We start from the raw sequence: 15,298 nt of genomic DNA, 5'->3' as shown, positions 1-15,298 counted from the left end.
GGGGCGATTTTCCGATTTCCGGCGCTTGATGTCCACCGCTTTGCGATGTCCATACAGGCTTCTGCGCCGGTATCTTCTTCACAGCGCGGTGAGGATTACCGAAAAGCTGGCAACGAAGACAGCAATGGAGGTGAAAGCGGCAACGTCACGGATGAAATCAGTCATTGGTCTCTCCTTACTCGTTATGTTCCAACTTTGTTCTTATTTCGTTCGATTGTCAACAGGGTTCTGCTGATGTTCTCCTTGCCAACGTGGCAGAATCGCTTTCGGTTCCCGCTTCCAAAACCGCAAGCCGCTGACTCCAAAGCGAAAAACCCGGAAGAAAAATCCTCCGGGTTCAAAAAATGAAACTTGGAAAAATCCTTGCTCGCGGCAGCCAAGCGGCTAGCCTCCGTCAAGGGCGCATCCGATCCCTCGCCTTGCTCGCCGTTCGGGGTCGGTGGATGGCGGGACAGGCTCGGTCAGGTCAAAAATCGACGATCTTGCCCTCGGCGAGCGTTACGCGGCGATCCATCCGGCCGGCGAGCTCGTGGTTATGCGTCGCGATCAGCGCTGCGAGGCCGGACTGGCGAACCAGCGCCTCCAGTGCGTCGAAGACATAAGAGGCGGTCTCCGGATCGAGATTGCCAGTCGGCTCGTCCGCCAGCAGCAGGAGCGGTGCATTGGCGACGGCGCGGGCAATGGCGACGCGCTGCTGTTCACCCCCGGAGAGCTCGGCCGGACGGTGTTCGCCACGATGCCCCACCCGCATGTAATCCAGAAGCGCGCTCGCGCGTTTACGCGCCTCCGCCTGTGACAGGCCGGCGATGAGCTGCGGCATCATCACGTTCTCAACTGCCGAAAACTCGGGTAGCAGATGGTGGAACTGATAAACGAAGCCTATGTCGCTGCGGCGGATCGCCGTGCGCGTCTCATCCGGCAGGCCGTTGCAGGGCGCGTCGTTGATATAGACTTCGCCGGCGTCTGGATGTTCGAGAAGCCCGGCGAGATGCAACAGGGTGGATTTGCCGGTACCGGAGGGGGCGACCAGCGCCACCATCTCACCGCTCTTCAACTGGAAATCCGCCTTGCGCAGAATAGAAAGCGACGTCTCGCCCTGACCATAGGTTCTCTCGACGCCGGTAAGCCGCAGCACTGTTTTTTTTGCCATATTGCGAAGCGGTCCTTATTCGTAACGCAGGGCCTGCACCGGATCGAGCTTGGAAGCACGCCAGGCCGGGAAGATCGTTGCCAGGAAAGAGAGCGTCAGGGCCATGATGACGACGGTGATGGTTTCACCAACATCCATTTCGGCCGGAAGCTGGCTGAGGAAATAGAGCTGCGGATCAAACAGCACCGTTCCTGATATCCAGGAGAAGAACTGGCGGATGGATTCGACATTGAGGCAGACGATGACGCCAAGCGCCACGCCAGCGAAGGTGCCGACCGTGCCGATCGCCGCGCCGGTCATGAAAAAGATGCGCATGACGGCACCTGAGCTTGCGCCCATGGTGCGCAGAATGGCGATATCGCTGCCCTTGTCCTTTACCAGCATGATCAGGCCGGAAATGATGTTGAGCGCCGCCACAAGAACGATGAGGGTCAGGATCATGAACATCACGTTCCGCTCCACCTGCAGGGCGGAAAAGAAGGTCTGGTTCCGCTGCCGCCAGTCGACGATGTAGATCTGCCGTTCCGCCGCCTGCTCCACCAGCGGGCGGATGCCATCGACGTCGTCCGGGCGGTTGACATAAAGCTCAATGGACCCGACACGCCCTTCCGTATTGAAATAGAGCTGCGCCTCGGAGAGCGGCATGTAGATCATAGAGGCGTCATATTCGGACATGCCGATCTCAAAGACACCGGAAATCTTGTAGGATTTCACGCGGGGATTGACACCCATCGGCGTCACATCACCTTCCGGTGATATGAGAGTGATATCGTCACCAGCCGTTACACCCAGTTGCGATGCGAGCCTGGAACCGACGAGGACGCCGTCTCCGGCCATAAAGCCAACGAGATCGCCGGTCTTGATGTTGGTCGCTACTTCCTTGACCTTGTCGATGTCTTCCTGGCGCACGCCGCGCACCAGCGCGCCGGACCCCGCGCCACCGCGGCCGGAGGCAAGCGTCTGGCCTTCCACCAGCGGCAAGGCCATGGTAACGCCGGGGACGGCGGCGAACTTCTTCGCCAGTTCATCGTAATTATTCAAGGGCTGGTCGATCGCATTAACGATCATGTGGCCGTTGATGCCAAGAATGCGGGAGATCAGTTCCGTGCGGAAACCGTTCATGACGGCCATGACGATGATGAGCGTCGCTACGCCCAGCATGATTCCGACAAAGGAAAAACCGGCAATGACGGAAATGAAGGCTTCCTTGCGCCGTGAGCGCAGGTAACGCCAGGCCACCATACGTTCAAAAGCGGAAAACGGCCGGGCGGTCTTTGCCCCGGCGGAAACAGCCGCACCCTTTTCAGCTTCGGCTTGTGCCATGTCGTCTCCCTGATCTCAAACTGCAAGGCCGGTCTTTTCCGAAAACCGGCCCAAATTTCTGCGGCATCCACGCCACGAAACGAGAGTGGACTTCGGGTGAAGCCGCCCCAATTCCGCTCGCGCTTAACCGAGCACCCTGTTCATCGCCGCCTCGATCGTCACGGTTTCCCGTTCGCCGGTCTTGCGATCCTTGACTTCGACTTCGCCATTCGCGACCGAACGTGGGCCGACGATGATCTGCAGCGGCACGCCAATTAGATCGGCAGTGGCGAATTTCTGGCCTGCACGGTCGTCCGTATCGTCGTAGAGAACATCCTTGCCGGCGTTGGAGAGCGAATAATACAGCTTTTCGCAAGCAGCATCGCAGGCCGCGTCTCCAGCCTTCATGTTGATGATCACGACGTCGAAAGGAGCGACCGAAGCCGGCCAGATGATTCCGTTCTCGTCATGCGATGCTTCAATGATGGCGGGAACAAGGCGTGTCGGGCCGATGCCATAGGAACCCATGTGGACAGGATGTTCCTTGCCATCCTTGCCCTGCACTTTCGCGCCCATCGGTTCGGAATATTTGGTGCCGAAATAGAAGATGTGGCCGACTTCGATGCCGCGTGCCGAAAGGCGCTCGCCCTCGGGAATGGCGTCATAGGCGGCTTCGTCGTGCATTTCAGAGGTGGCGGCGTAATCAGCCGTCCATTCGTCGAACACGCCCTGCAACGCTGCAACATCGTCGAAATCGGTGCTTTCAGCGGGAATGGCGCGATCCAGGAAGCTCTTGTGGCAGAAGACTTCGGATTCACCGGTGTCGGCCAGAATGATGAATTCATGGCTGTGATTGCCGCCGATCGGGCCGGTATCGGCGCGCATGGGAATGGCGCGCAGACCAAGCCGTTCGAATGTGCGCAGGTACGCCACGAACATCTTGTTGTAGGAATGAATCGCGTCTTCCTTCGTAAGGTCAAAGGAATAAGCGTCCTTCATCAAGAATTCGCGCGAGCGCATGGTGCCGAAGCGCGGACGCACCTCGTCGCGGAACTTCAGCTGGATATGATAGAGGTTCAGCGGCAGGTTCTTGTAGGACTTCACATAGGAACGGAAGATGTCGGTGATCATCTCCTCATTGGTGGGGCCGTAGAGCATCTGACGATCCTGGCGGTCCTTGATGCGCAGCATCTCCTTGCCGTAGTCGTCGTAACGGCCGCTTTCCTGCCAGAGTTCCGCGGACTGCAGGGTCGGCATCAGAAGCTCGATGGCGCCGGAGCGGTTCTGCTCCTCGCGGATAATCTTGTTGACCTTGTCCAGCACACGCTTGCCCAGCGGCAGCCAGGAATAAATGCCAGCCGACTGCTGCCGGATCATGCCGGCGCGCAGCATGAGACGGTGAGAAACGATTTCCGCTTCCTTGGGGTTTTCCTTCAGGATGGGCATGAAATAACGGCTGAGACGCATGACGGCTTCCATTGATGCGGACGATAGCGCGCGAAGCTGCGGGAATCGCCCCGAATAGAGGGATATTGGCGCCGGATATAGCCGTTTCCGGGGCGGATGAAAACCCGCCATGAAAAGAGCGTTTAATGGGCATTTCGTTGTATTTTCGCGATAGCTAATTCGCGCCAAAACGCTTTGGCCGAAATATTATTCTTGATCGGGTGCGACAAAATGCACCACAGGGAATTTTTTGCCGACTGTAACAAATATGCAAAAAATGAGATGACAAGGCTGGGGGTTTGAGCTAGCTTTAGCTTACAAAAGAGGCAGGAAGTTTAAATTCTTGTCATTTTCGCGGTCAGTCTTGGGAGGATCAGATCTTAGGCGCGCTCGTTCGCAGCCCCGGTAACGGTTACAGATCACGCGAAAACTGGAAAACAAGGCTGAAAGGCCTTGTTTTTTTTTGCCCTGGCAAATTGCCCCGCTCGCTTCGTCATTCCGCAGAGCTCCGCGATGAATCGAGATCAGCAAGCTCCTGCTGTTTGCACGATAGATATGACATCCATATGACAGTGTTTGGCCGGATTGATGGCAGACTGCCCGATGCTTAGGCAGTTCCGGGGTTCGTTCTCGGGCCGACCCGTCAAGACGCGACTGGGGCGGATACCGCCCCGCTGTCTTTAGTCGAAAACGGGAATAATTCTCGGCAGATCATCAAGGCTGACACCGAACCACCAGGTTCCGCCATACCATAGGCCACAGATCAAAGCCGAGATCAGGGTCGTCCACAAAACGATCCGCCCGCCCTTGAAGCGGGAGGGTGCGCTGGCGACCGTGCCCAGTGCCACATCTCCGTCTTCATCCTGGGTGCGCAGGCCAATCGGCAACACGATGAAAAGCACCGTCCACCAGACGATGAAATAAACGGCGAAGGCCGAAAGAAGCGGCATGTGATCCTCCTGCGCAATGGGCTTCTTGTAACGCATTCATCCGCAGATCGGAATCACTTCTCCGCAAGAAATACTAAAAGAAAAAGAGAAGAGCCGCGCTTTGGGGCGCGGCTCAGAAATCAGCGAGGAAGAGACAGGGAGGCCGGCCAATCGGCCGGACGGCCGGCTCAGACCTTGGTTACAAAAACCGTCACGATCGGCTTCTTGCCCCAACTCTGGTTGGCGGCGGCGCGTACGGCGCGGCGCACGGCTTCACGCAGCAGTTCCAGATCCTTGCGGCGGGCGCGCGGAATGCTCTCGACGGCGCCGAGCACGGCGTCATAAAGCGTGTCCTCCATCGCCTCATCCTCATCATCGAATTCCGGCAGGCCGAAAGGCACGACATCGGGATCGCCGAGGAAGTCGTAACGGCTGTCCAGCACGACATTGACGGCGACGTGGCCGGCGAAGGAGAGCTTGCGGCGATTGCTGATGCCCATCTCGTCCATGTCACCGACGAGATTGCCGTCCTTGAAGACGCGGCCATGCGGCACGTCATCGATCACTTCCGCCGGGCCGGGTGCGAGGCGCAGAACGTTGCCGTTGCGCACCTTCGGCACCTGCGAAATGCCGGCCTGTTCGGCCAGTTCCTTCTGCGCCACCAGATGCGCCGCTTCGCCGTGCACGGGCACGACGATCTGCGGCTTCGTCCATTCATACATCTTCAGAAGCTCGTTACGGCGCGGATGGCCGGAGACGTGAACGAGCGCCTCATTGTCGGTGACGATGTGGACGCCCTGTTCGATCAGGCCGTTCTTGATATCGATGATCGCCTTTTCGTTGCCGGGGATGGCGCGTGACGAAAAGACGACCGTATCGCCGGAGGCGAGCGCCACATTACGCATCTCATCACGGGAAAGCTTGGCGAGTGCTGCGCGCGGTTCCCCCTGCGAACCCGTCAGGATCAGCACCACACGATCACGCGGAATATAACCGAATTCATCTTCAGCGAGGAACGGCTTGATGCCTTCCATAATGCCGAGGTCCTGCGACACGTTGACGACACGCTTCAGCGACGAGCCGAGCAGCAGCACTTCACGACCGGCAGCCTCAGCCGCCTGCGCGATCGAGCGGATACGCCCGACATTGGAGGAGAAGGTGGTAACGGCCACGCGGCCTTCGGCATTTTCGATGATCTGGCGCAGACCTTCTGAAACCTCATGCTCGGAAGGCGATACACCATCACGCACGGAGTTCGTGCTGTCGCACATCAGCGCCAGCACGCCCTCTTCACCGATGGCGCGGAAGCGGGCCTCATCCGTCAACGGCCCAAGTGAAGGCGCCTCATCGATCTTCCAGTCACCGGTATGGATGACATTACCGAGCGGTGTGCGGATGACCAGCGACATCGGCTCGGGAATGGAGTGATTGACGCCAACCGCTTCGATTTCGAAGGGGCCAACATTGATGCGGTCACCCGCCTTGAACGGCGTGATCGGAATTTCCGCGCGGCTACCCTCATAAGCGCGCTTTGCCTCCAGCATGCCAGCGGTGAACGCCGAGGCGTAGACCGGCACGTTGAGGCCGGGCCAGAGATCGTTCAGCGCACCATAGTGGTCCTCATGCGCGTGGGTGATGATGATGCCCTTGAGGTTCTTTTTCTGCGCCTCGATATAGCTGATATCGGGCAGCACGAGATCGACACCAGGCAGATCGAGACCGGCAAAGGTCACGCCGCAATCCACCATGATCCATTCGCGCTTGCTCGCCGGCCCGTAGCCGTAAAGCGCCAGATTCATGCCAATTTCACCCACGCCGCCAAGCGGCACAAAAACCAGTTCGTCCTGTTGAGCCATTGTTTTTCTTATCCATTCAAAAAAGCGCGCAGGACGGCATCACGCCGCGCCATGCCGCTGCTATCAGCATCGGACCTGTTGAACCATCTGATCGACCGGGCCGATGCGGAGCCGGTTTGTCACCCTGCATTTCATGAGCTGCAGGAAAGCTCCAACCTATGGGATCCGGTTCGGCGCGGGTTTTTTACCCGCACCGTGCACCTCATCCGAAAAACACATCGCCAGCGGCAATGGAGCGTCTTGCGCCCTCGTCCTCATCCAGCAGCAGATAACCATTATCATCAATTCCGACAAAACGCCCGCCGATCGAACGATCCGGGAAATTGACGGTGATATGTTCGCCAATGCCGCAGGCCGCTGCCCGCCAGCTGGCGATGATGGCGGATACGCCCCTGCCCTCATCCCATTCGCGCAGAACCTCGGCCGTTTCACGGAAGAGATGGGCAAACAGTTCCTCGGGCGAGCAAGACGCACCATGTTCCGACAGCATCGTAACGGGATAAAGCGGATTATCAGGTTTATGGGCGATATTGATACCAATGCCGATGACGATGGCGCGCCGGCCGTCAGGCAAAAGCTCGGCTTCCATCAGAATGCCGCAGGTCTTGCGGCGGCCGATCAGCACGTCATTTGGCCATTTGATTTCAAGCGCCTCACCGCCCGGCGGCAAAACCGCGCGAATGGCGCGATAGACCGCGAGCGCAAAAGCGAGCGGCAGCGAGCCGATGCGCTCCATCGGCGCAGGATCGATCAGAAGAAGGGAAGCGTAGAGATTGCCGGGCTCCGACACCCAGGGCCGCCCACGGCGGCCCCGGCCGCCGGTCTGGCGGATGGCGGTAACCCACAGGTTGCCGCCATCACCCGCCCGTGCCCGGGCGAAACATTCCAGATTGGTCGATGGCGTTTCCGCCATCGCCTCGTGCCTGATATCGTCGATGGACATCCGGCCCGTATTCCTTCGTGTACTGCTCAAAAGAAGGTCTTCGCCGCAGCAGTGACCGCGTTGCCAAGTGCACCGCCGAAGACAATGAAGGCGACGGTGAAGAAGGCCGACAGCGCATAAACCACTTTGAGTTCACCCGACGGACGCTCGAACTTGTCCTTGGCTTCATCAAACCACATGACCTTGACGACGCGAATGTAATAATAGGCGCCGACAACCGAGCCGATCACACCGATAATGGCGAGCGGATAAAGCTTCGCTTCGATGGCGGCCAGGAACACGTAGTACTTGCCGAAGAAGCCGGCGAGCGGCGGAATGCCGGCAAGCGAGAACATCAGGATCGTCAGCACAACCGCCATGAAGGGATTGGAAGACGAAAGACCGGCGAGATCTTCGACATTCTCGACATTGCCGATTTCCTTGCGGCGCATGGCGAGGATGCAGGCGAAGGTGCCAAGCGTCATGACCATGTAGACGGCCATATAAAGGATAACGCCAGCAACACCAGCCTGCGTGCCAGCAGCAAGGCCGACCAGCGCATAACCCATGTGACCGATGGAGGAATAGGCCATCAGGCGCTTGATGTTCTTCTGGCCGATTGCGGCGAAGGAACCGAGCAGCATGGACGCGATGGAGATGAAGACGACGATCTGCTGCCAGTCGGCAAAGACCGGCTGGAAGGCCTCGATGACGATGCGGACGAGGATCGCCATGGCGCCGATCTTCGGTGCGGCCGAGAGGAAGGCCGTAACCGGGGTCGGCGCGCCTTCATAAACGTCCGGCGTCCACATGTGGAACGGAACGGCGGAAATCTTGAATGCCAGACCGGCCAGCACGAAGACCAGACCGAAAACGAGACCGAGCGAACGGGTTTCCGAGGCCAGAACCTGGGCGATTTCGGTAAAGCCGGTATTGCCGGTGAAGCCGTAGACCAGCGACATGCCGTAAAGCAGCATGCCGGAAGAGAGCGCACCGAGAACGAAGTATTTCAGGCCCGCTTCCGTGGAACGCAGGCTCTCGCGGTTGATGGCGCAGACGACATAAAGCGCCAGCGACTGCAGTTCCAGCGCCATGTAGAGCGAGATCAGGTTATTGGCCGAGATCATCAGCAGGATGCCGAGCGTCGCGAGAACCAGCAGCACCGGATATTCGAAACGGCCGATCGGTTCGAAGCGGCCCTGGCCAACGGCCAGGATCATGGCGGTGATGGAGCCGACCAGCGCCAGCACCTTCATGAAATTACCGAAGGCATCGGCGATGTAGACACCGCCGAAAGCCACACCCGATGCGGGGGCAAAGATGATCCAGAGACCGACGACGAGCAGGAGGGCAACGGCAAGGCCGGTGACCGTCGTTGTCGACTTGTCGCCCGAGAAGACGCCAATCATGAGCAGCGCCAGCGCGCCGATCGCGAGGATCAGCTCGGGCGTCGCAATGTGCAGACTGGCAAAAAGGATTTCAGCGGTCATGTCCAACGGGTCCTGTCGTCAATTCATAGTGAGCGCAACATTTTGCGCCGCCTGCAATGCAGCCGTATAGTTGTTTACCAGAAGATCGACCGATGCGGCTGTCGCATCGAACACCGGAGCCGGATAGACGCCGAAGAAGATGGTCAGCACAACCAGCGGATAAAGGATGACCTTTTCGCGGGTCGAGAGATCGAGCAGGCTCTTCAGGCTTTCCTTCTCCAGCGCACCGAAGATCACGCGGCGATAAAGCCATAGCGCATAAGCGGCCGAGAGAATGACACCGGTGGCGGCAAACAGCGCAACCAGCGTGTTGGCGCGGAAGACACCAACCAGCGTCAGGAATTCACCGATGAAGCCTGATGTGCCGGGCAGACCGACATTGGCCATGGTGAAGATCATGAAGGCGACCGCATATTTCGGCATGTTGTTGACGAGACCGCCATACGCCGCGATTTCGCGGGTATGCAGACGGTCGTAAACAACGCCGACGCAGAGGAAGAGCGCGCCCGAGACGATACCGTGCGACAGCATCTGGAAGATAGCGCCCTGCACGCCCTGAACGTTGGCGGCGAAGATACCCATCGTGACGTAACCCATGTGGGCAACAGACGAGTAGGCAATCAGCTTCTTGATGTCGTCCTGCATCATCGCCACCAGCGAGGTGTAGATGATGGCGAGAACCGACAGCGTAAAGACGAAAGGTGCGAAATAGTCCGACGCCAGCGGGAACATCGACAGCGAGAAGCGGATGAAACCGTAACCGCCGAGCTTCAGCATGACGCCAGCCAGAATGACCGAACCTGCGGTCGGGGCCTGAACGTGGGCATCCGGCAGCCAGGTGTGCACCGGCCACATCGGCATCTTGACCGAGAAGGCGGCAAAACAGGCGAGCCACAGCCAGGTCTGCATGCCGGCCGGGAAGCCGTATTTCAGCAATTCCGTCATATCGGTCGTGCCGGCCTGCCAGTACATGGCCATGATCGCGAGCATGGTCAGAACCGAGCCAAGCAGCGTGTAGAGGAAGAACTTGTAGGAGGCGTAAACGCGATCCTTGCCGCCCCACACGCCGATGATGATGAACATCGGGATCAGCGTCGCTTCGAAGAAGACGTAGAAGAGAACGGTATCCAGCGCCACGAAGACGCCGATCATGACAACTTCCAGCAGCAGGAAGGCGATCATGTATTCCTTGATGCGCTTCTCGACCGAATCCCAGCTTGCCAGCACGCAGAAAGGCATGAGGAAAGTGGTGAGGATAACGAAGAGCATGGAGATGCCATCGACGCCGAGATGATAGGCGGCGATGTTGCCGAACCATTCATGCTTCTCGACCATCTGGAAGCCGGGGTTCGAATTGTCGAAACCGATCCAGATGAACAGCGACACGATAAAAGTGAAAACGGTCGTCAGCAGCGAGACATTGAGAATGTTGCGGCGACCATAGGGGCCGTTCTCATTCGTCAGAAGCAGGAGCACCACGCCGACGAGCGGCAGAAAGGTGACCGTTGAAAGAATGGGCCAATCGGTCATCAGAGGGCACTCCCGAGCATCATCCAGGTGACAAGCGCCGCGATGCCGATCAGCATCGCAAAGGCATAATGATAGAGGTAACCGGATTGCAGGCGGACCATGCGGTTGGTCACGTCAACCACACGCGCTGCAATGCCGTTGGGTCCATAGTGGTCGATGACGGCGACGTCGCCCTTCTTCCACAGGAAGCGGCCGAGCGCCTTCGCGGAACGAACGAAGAGGAAGTCATAGAGTTCGTCGAAATACCACTTGTTGAGAAGGAACTGGTAGAGGCCACGATGGGTCTCGGCCAGACGCTTCGGCGTCTCAGGCGACTTGATGTACATGTACCAGGCGGTCACGAAACCAAGGGCCATGGCGAAGAACGGGCTCCATTTCACCCACAGCGGAACGTGGTGGAACTCTTCAAGGATTTCGTTTTCCGGGAGCGTAAAGAGAGCGCCCTTCCAGAATTCGGCATATTCGTGGCCGAAGAAGTAACCTTCGAAGGCAACACCGGCGAAGATCGCGCCAACGGTGAGGATGAAGAGCGGGATCAGCATGACCATCGGCGATTCATGCACATGGTGCATGACGTCGGCAGACGCACGCGGCTTGCCGAAGAAGGTCATGAAGGCCAGACGCCAGGAATAGAAGCTGGTGAACAGCGCGGCGATGACCAGCAGCGTGAAGGCGAAACCAGACAGAACCGAATGCGAGGCATAAGCGGATTCGATGATGACGTCCTTCGAGAAGAAGCCGGCAAAACCGATCATCGTTCCCGGGATACCAACGCCGGTCAGCGCCAGCGTGCCCACGGTCATGGTCCAGAAGGTGATGGGAATATGCTTGCGCAGACCGCCCATGTAACGCATGTCCTGCTCGCCATCGACGGCATGGATAACAGAGCCGGCGCACAAGAACAGCAGGGCCTTGAAGAAGGCGTGCGTGAAGAGGTGGAACACGGCAGCGCCGTAAGCGCCGACGCCGAGCGCCACGAACATGTAACCGAGCTGCGAGCAGGTCGAATAGGCGATAACGCGCTTGATGTCGTTCTGCACCAGACCGACGGTCGCCGCGAAGAAGGCGGTGATCGCGCCGATCAGCGTCACGACGGTCAAGGCATCATGCGAGAGTTCAAACAGCGGCGACATGCGGGCGACGAGGAACACGCCGGCGGTGACCATGGTTGCGGCGTGAATAAGGGCCGAAACCGGGGTCGGGCCTTCCATCGCGTCAGGCAGCCAGGTGTGCAGCAGGAACTGCGCCGATTTACCCATGGCGCCCATGAAGAGCAGCAGGCAGACGCCCGTCATCGCATTGGCCTTGTCCAGCTGCATGCCGAACAGGTTGATGACGGTTTCGGTCGAGGCAGCGCCCTCAGCCGGCAGATAAGTGCCGGCGGCAGCAAAGATGGTTTCGAAGTTGATCGAGCCGAACAGCACGAAGACGCCGGAGATGCCGAGGATGAAGCCGAAGTCACCGACGCGGTTGACGATGAAGGCCTTCATCGCGGCAGCCGATGCGGACGGCTTCTTGAACCAGAAGCCGATCAGCAGATAGGACGCCAGACCCACGCCTTCCCAGCCGAAGAACATCTGCAGCAGGTTGTCGGAAGTCACCAGCATCAGCATTGCGAAGGTGAAAAGCGAGAGATAGGCGAAGAAGCGAGGACGATGCGGATCGTGGTGCATGTATCCGATCGAATAGAGGTGCACCAGCGTCGAGACGGTGTTGACCACGACGAACATGACGGCCGTCAGCGTGTCGATGCGGAACGCCCATTCGACGTCGATACCGCCCGACTGGATCCAGCGCAGCACAGTGACCTTGATCACCTCGCCCGGCTCGCCATGGGCGAGTGCGACGTTGAAGAACACGATCCAGGACAGGATGGCAACCACGATCATCAGACCGGTGGTGACATATTCCGATGCCTTGGCGCCGATGGAGCGGCCAAAGAGGCCCGCAATCAGGAAGCCGATCAGTGGAAGAAAGACGATAGCCTTGTAGATCATAGCCTTATCAGCCCTTCATCATATTGACGTCTTCCACGGCGATCGATCCGCGGTTGCGGTAGAAGACAACGAGTATTGCAAGACCGATCGCCGCTTCAGCGGCTGCAACGGTCAGAATGAACAGGGCGAAGACCTGGCCGACGATATCGTTCAGGAATGCCGAGAAGGCCACCATGTTGATGTTGACCGCGAGCAAAATGAGTTCGATCGACATCAGGATGACGATGACGTTCTTCCGGTTGAGGAAGATGCCGAAGACGCCGATCGTGAAGAGGATCGCGCTGACCGTCAGGTAGTGGGAAAGACCGATTTCCATATTCTGTTTCCTTGGATCCGTTCGCGCCTCAGATGCCCTGGCCCGGCTTGACCTTGACCGTGGTAACCGCGGTCTTGGGGTCACGGCCGACCTGCGTGGCAATGTCCTGCCGCTTGATGTCGGTGCGATGACGCAGCGTCAGCACGATGGCGCCGATCATGGCCACCAGCAGCACGAGGCCGGCGAGCTGGAAGAAGTAGACGTAATTGGTATAGAGCACGTCACCGAGCGCGGCCGTATTGGTGCGTTCGGCAACCGGCGGGATCGGCATGGTGATGGACTTGGCCGCCTGCGGGTTGAGCACGCTGCCGCCCACGACGACGATCAGTTCAGCTGCAAGAATGACGCCGATCAGTGCGCCGACAGGCGCATATTGCAGCACGCCGGAGCGAAGCTCGGCGAAATCCACATCCAGCATCATGACGACGAACAGGAAGAGCACCGCCACGGCGCCGACATAAACCACCAGCAGGATCATGCCGAGGAATTCGGCTCCCGTCAGCAGGAACAGCGCAGCTGCGTTGAAGAAGGTCAGGATCAGAAACAGCACCGAATGAACAGGGTTCTTCGATGCGATGACCATGAACGCAGACGCCACGGCGACGAAAGCGAATATATAAAAGAATACAGCGTGCAGACCCATTTTGGTGCCTTCTTGTCCTCATCGGGAGAAATGGCCGGAAGCCCCCTCGCCCGTTTCGTCCCCGCCGGCGAAAACCGCGCAGGCATTTTACTTTTCATCGCTCTCCGGGGTTGCTCCCCGGAAAGACGGTTGCACCTCAACGGTAAGGTGCATCCAGTGCGAGGTTGCGCGCGATTTCACGCTCCCAGCGGTCGCCATTGTCGAGAAGCTTCTGCTTGTCGAAATAAAGCTCTTCGCGGGTTTCCGTCGCGAATTCGAAGTTCGGGCCCTCGACGATGGCGTCCACCGGGCAGGCTTCCTGGCAGAAGCCGCAATAGATGCACTTCACCATGTCGATATCGTAACGCACCGTGCGGCGGGTGCCGTCGTTGCGACGCGGGCCGGCTTCGATGGTGATCGCCTGAGCAGGACAGATCGCTTCACATAGCTTGCAGGCGATGCAGCGTTCTTCACCGTTCGGATAACGGCGCAGCGCGTGTTCACCACGGAAGCGGGGCGAGACCGGACCCTTCTCGAAAGGATAGTTGATCGTCGCCTTCTGCTTGAAGAAGTGACGCATGGTCAGGAAGATCGCGCCGACGAATTCCTTGAGGAACAGCGAGTTGACGGCTTGGGAGAGGCTTGCCATCTCAGTCTCCAGATCTTTGAGCGAGGAGTTCAGACATCAACCGGCCCACCCCGTCAGCTTCAATACGAATGCAACAATAACGACCATGGCGAGCGACAGCGGCAGGAACACCTTCCAGCCAAGGCGCATGAGCTGGTCATAGCGGTAACGCGGAACGAAGGCCTTCACCAGAGCGAACATGAAGAAGACCATGCAGCCCTTGATGGCGAACCAGACGATGCCCGGCACCCAGTTCAGGAACCATACATCGACGATCGGCAGCCAGCCGCCAAGGAACAGGATGGTCGTCAGGCAGCAGATCAGAACGATCGCAGCATATTCACCGAGCATGAACATCATGTACGGCGTGGAGCCATATTCCACCATGTGACCGGCAACCAGTTCCGATTCCGCTTCCGGAAGGTCGAAGGGCGGACGGTTGGTTTCGGCGAGACCCGAAATGAAGAACACGATGAACATCGGGAACAGCGACAGCCAGTGCCAGTCAAGGAACGATGCCGGCAGGCCGAGCATGGTGCCGAGGCCGGTACGCTGCGCCAGAACGATATCAGTGAGGTTCAGCGAACCAACGCAAAGCAGAACGGTGACGATGACGAGACCGATCGAGACTTCGTAGGACACCATCTGTGCCGCCGAACGCAGCGCGCCGAGGAACGGATATTTCGAGTTCGAAGCCCAGCCGCCCATGATGATGCCGTACACTTCAAGCGACGAGATCGCGAAGATGTAGAGAATGCCGACATTGATATTGGCGACGACCCAGCCTTCATTGAAGGGAATGACGGCATAGGTGGCGAGCGCCAGCGTCACGGCAACCAGCGGCGCCAGCAGGAAGACCGCCTTGTTGGCGCCGGCCGGAATGACGGGCTCCTTCAGGATGAACTTCAAGAGGTCAGCGAAGGACTGGAAAAGACCGAAGGGACCAACGACGTTCGGACCACGGCGCAGCTGTACGGCCGCCCAGACCTTGCGGTCAGCAAGCAGCAGGAAGGCGATGGCCACCAGAAGGCAAACGAGAAGCAGCAGGGACTGGCCGACCATGATCAGCGCGGGCCAGACGTAGCTCCAGAAAAACGATTCCATAATCCC

14 protein-coding genes are annotated in these 15,298 nt (G+C 58.6%); 1 reads left to right on the top strand and 13 read right to left on the bottom strand.

Annotated elements, in window-relative coordinates:
- Positions 1 to 45 precede the first annotated feature (45 nt).
- Positions 46 to 348, top strand: coding sequence for a hypothetical protein (locus FHW77_RS12115; protein WP_131258784.1), 303 nt, complete (start codon positions 46 to 48; stop codon positions 346 to 348).
- A 118-nt stretch (positions 349 to 466) separates the two neighbouring features.
- Here FHW77_RS12115 and FHW77_RS12110 read toward each other — a convergent pair whose 3' ends face one another.
- From FHW77_RS12110 to nuoH, 13 genes are all read right to left on the bottom strand, one after another.
- Entirely contained in the window at positions 467 to 1,150 is a 684-nt protein-coding gene (locus tag FHW77_RS12110) for an ABC transporter ATP-binding protein (RefSeq protein WP_004441345.1), read from the bottom strand.
- Between the two features lie 15 nt (positions 1,151 to 1,165).
- Positions 1,166 to 2,473 (bottom strand): lipoprotein-releasing ABC transporter permease subunit, encoded by a 1,308-nt coding sequence (locus FHW77_RS12105; RefSeq protein ID WP_004441343.1) that lies wholly within the window; start codon positions 2,471 to 2,473, stop codon positions 1,166 to 1,168.
- A 123-nt stretch (positions 2,474 to 2,596) separates the two neighbouring features.
- On the bottom strand, positions 2,597 to 3,919 hold the full coding sequence (gene proS, locus FHW77_RS12100) for a proline--tRNA ligase (RefSeq protein WP_004441342.1): 1,323 nt from the start codon (positions 3,917 to 3,919) through the stop codon (positions 2,597 to 2,599).
- 659 nt (positions 3,920 to 4,578) lie between these two features.
- Positions 4,579 to 4,884, bottom strand: a complete 306-nt coding sequence (locus FHW77_RS12095; RefSeq protein ID WP_006697998.1) for a DUF1467 family protein — start codon at positions 4,882 to 4,884, stop codon at positions 4,579 to 4,581.
- Between the two features lie 131 nt (positions 4,885 to 5,015).
- Positions 5,016 to 6,683 (bottom strand): ribonuclease J, encoded by a 1,668-nt coding sequence (locus FHW77_RS12090; RefSeq protein WP_004441339.1) that lies wholly within the window; start codon positions 6,681 to 6,683, stop codon positions 5,016 to 5,018.
- Between the two features lie 202 nt (positions 6,684 to 6,885).
- Positions 6,886 to 7,626 (bottom strand): biotin--[acetyl-CoA-carboxylase] ligase, encoded by a 741-nt coding sequence (locus FHW77_RS12085; RefSeq protein WP_004441337.1) that lies wholly within the window; start codon positions 7,624 to 7,626, stop codon positions 6,886 to 6,888.
- A 26-nt stretch (positions 7,627 to 7,652) separates the two neighbouring features.
- Positions 7,653 to 9,095, bottom strand: coding sequence for an NADH-quinone oxidoreductase subunit NuoN (gene nuoN, locus FHW77_RS12080; protein WP_004441335.1), 1,443 nt, complete (start codon positions 9,093 to 9,095; stop codon positions 7,653 to 7,655).
- Positions 9,096 to 9,113: 18 nt separating this feature from the next.
- A complete protein-coding gene (locus FHW77_RS12075; RefSeq protein ID WP_004441333.1) occupies positions 9,114 to 10,625 on the bottom strand; it encodes an NADH-quinone oxidoreductase subunit M in 1,512 nt (503 codons plus the stop codon).
- A complete protein-coding gene (gene nuoL / locus FHW77_RS12070) occupies positions 10,625 to 12,622 on the bottom strand; it encodes an NADH-quinone oxidoreductase subunit L (protein WP_004441331.1) in 1,998 nt (665 codons plus the stop codon). Before nuoL ends, FHW77_RS12075 begins: the two co-directional genes overlap by 1 nt.
- A 7-nt stretch (positions 12,623 to 12,629) precedes the next feature.
- A complete protein-coding gene (gene nuoK / locus FHW77_RS12065; protein ID WP_003521516.1) occupies positions 12,630 to 12,938 on the bottom strand; it encodes an NADH-quinone oxidoreductase subunit NuoK in 309 nt (102 codons plus the stop codon).
- 28 nt (positions 12,939 to 12,966) lie between these two features.
- Positions 12,967 to 13,581 (bottom strand): NADH-quinone oxidoreductase subunit J, encoded by a 615-nt coding sequence (locus FHW77_RS12060; protein WP_004441329.1) that lies wholly within the window; start codon positions 13,579 to 13,581, stop codon positions 12,967 to 12,969.
- A gap of 136 nt (positions 13,582 to 13,717) precedes the next feature.
- Positions 13,718 to 14,209: an NADH-quinone oxidoreductase subunit NuoI gene (gene nuoI / locus FHW77_RS12055; protein WP_004441327.1), complete on the bottom strand. Its 492-nt coding sequence runs from the start codon at positions 14,207 to 14,209 to the stop codon at positions 13,718 to 13,720.
- Between the two features lie 36 nt (positions 14,210 to 14,245).
- A complete protein-coding gene (gene nuoH / locus FHW77_RS12050) occupies positions 14,246 to 15,292 on the bottom strand; it encodes an NADH-quinone oxidoreductase subunit NuoH (protein ID WP_004441324.1) in 1,047 nt (348 codons plus the stop codon).
- Positions 15,293 to 15,298: the final 6 nt, after the last annotated feature.

Origin of the sequence: Agrobacterium sp. RC10-4-1, assembly GCF_014138475.1 — a bacterium.
Taxonomy (GTDB): Bacteria; Pseudomonadota; Alphaproteobacteria; order Rhizobiales; family Rhizobiaceae; genus Agrobacterium; species Agrobacterium pusense.
The sequence above is the reverse complement of the archived record's forward strand: the minus strand, read 5'-3'. Positions and strand labels throughout refer to the sequence as shown.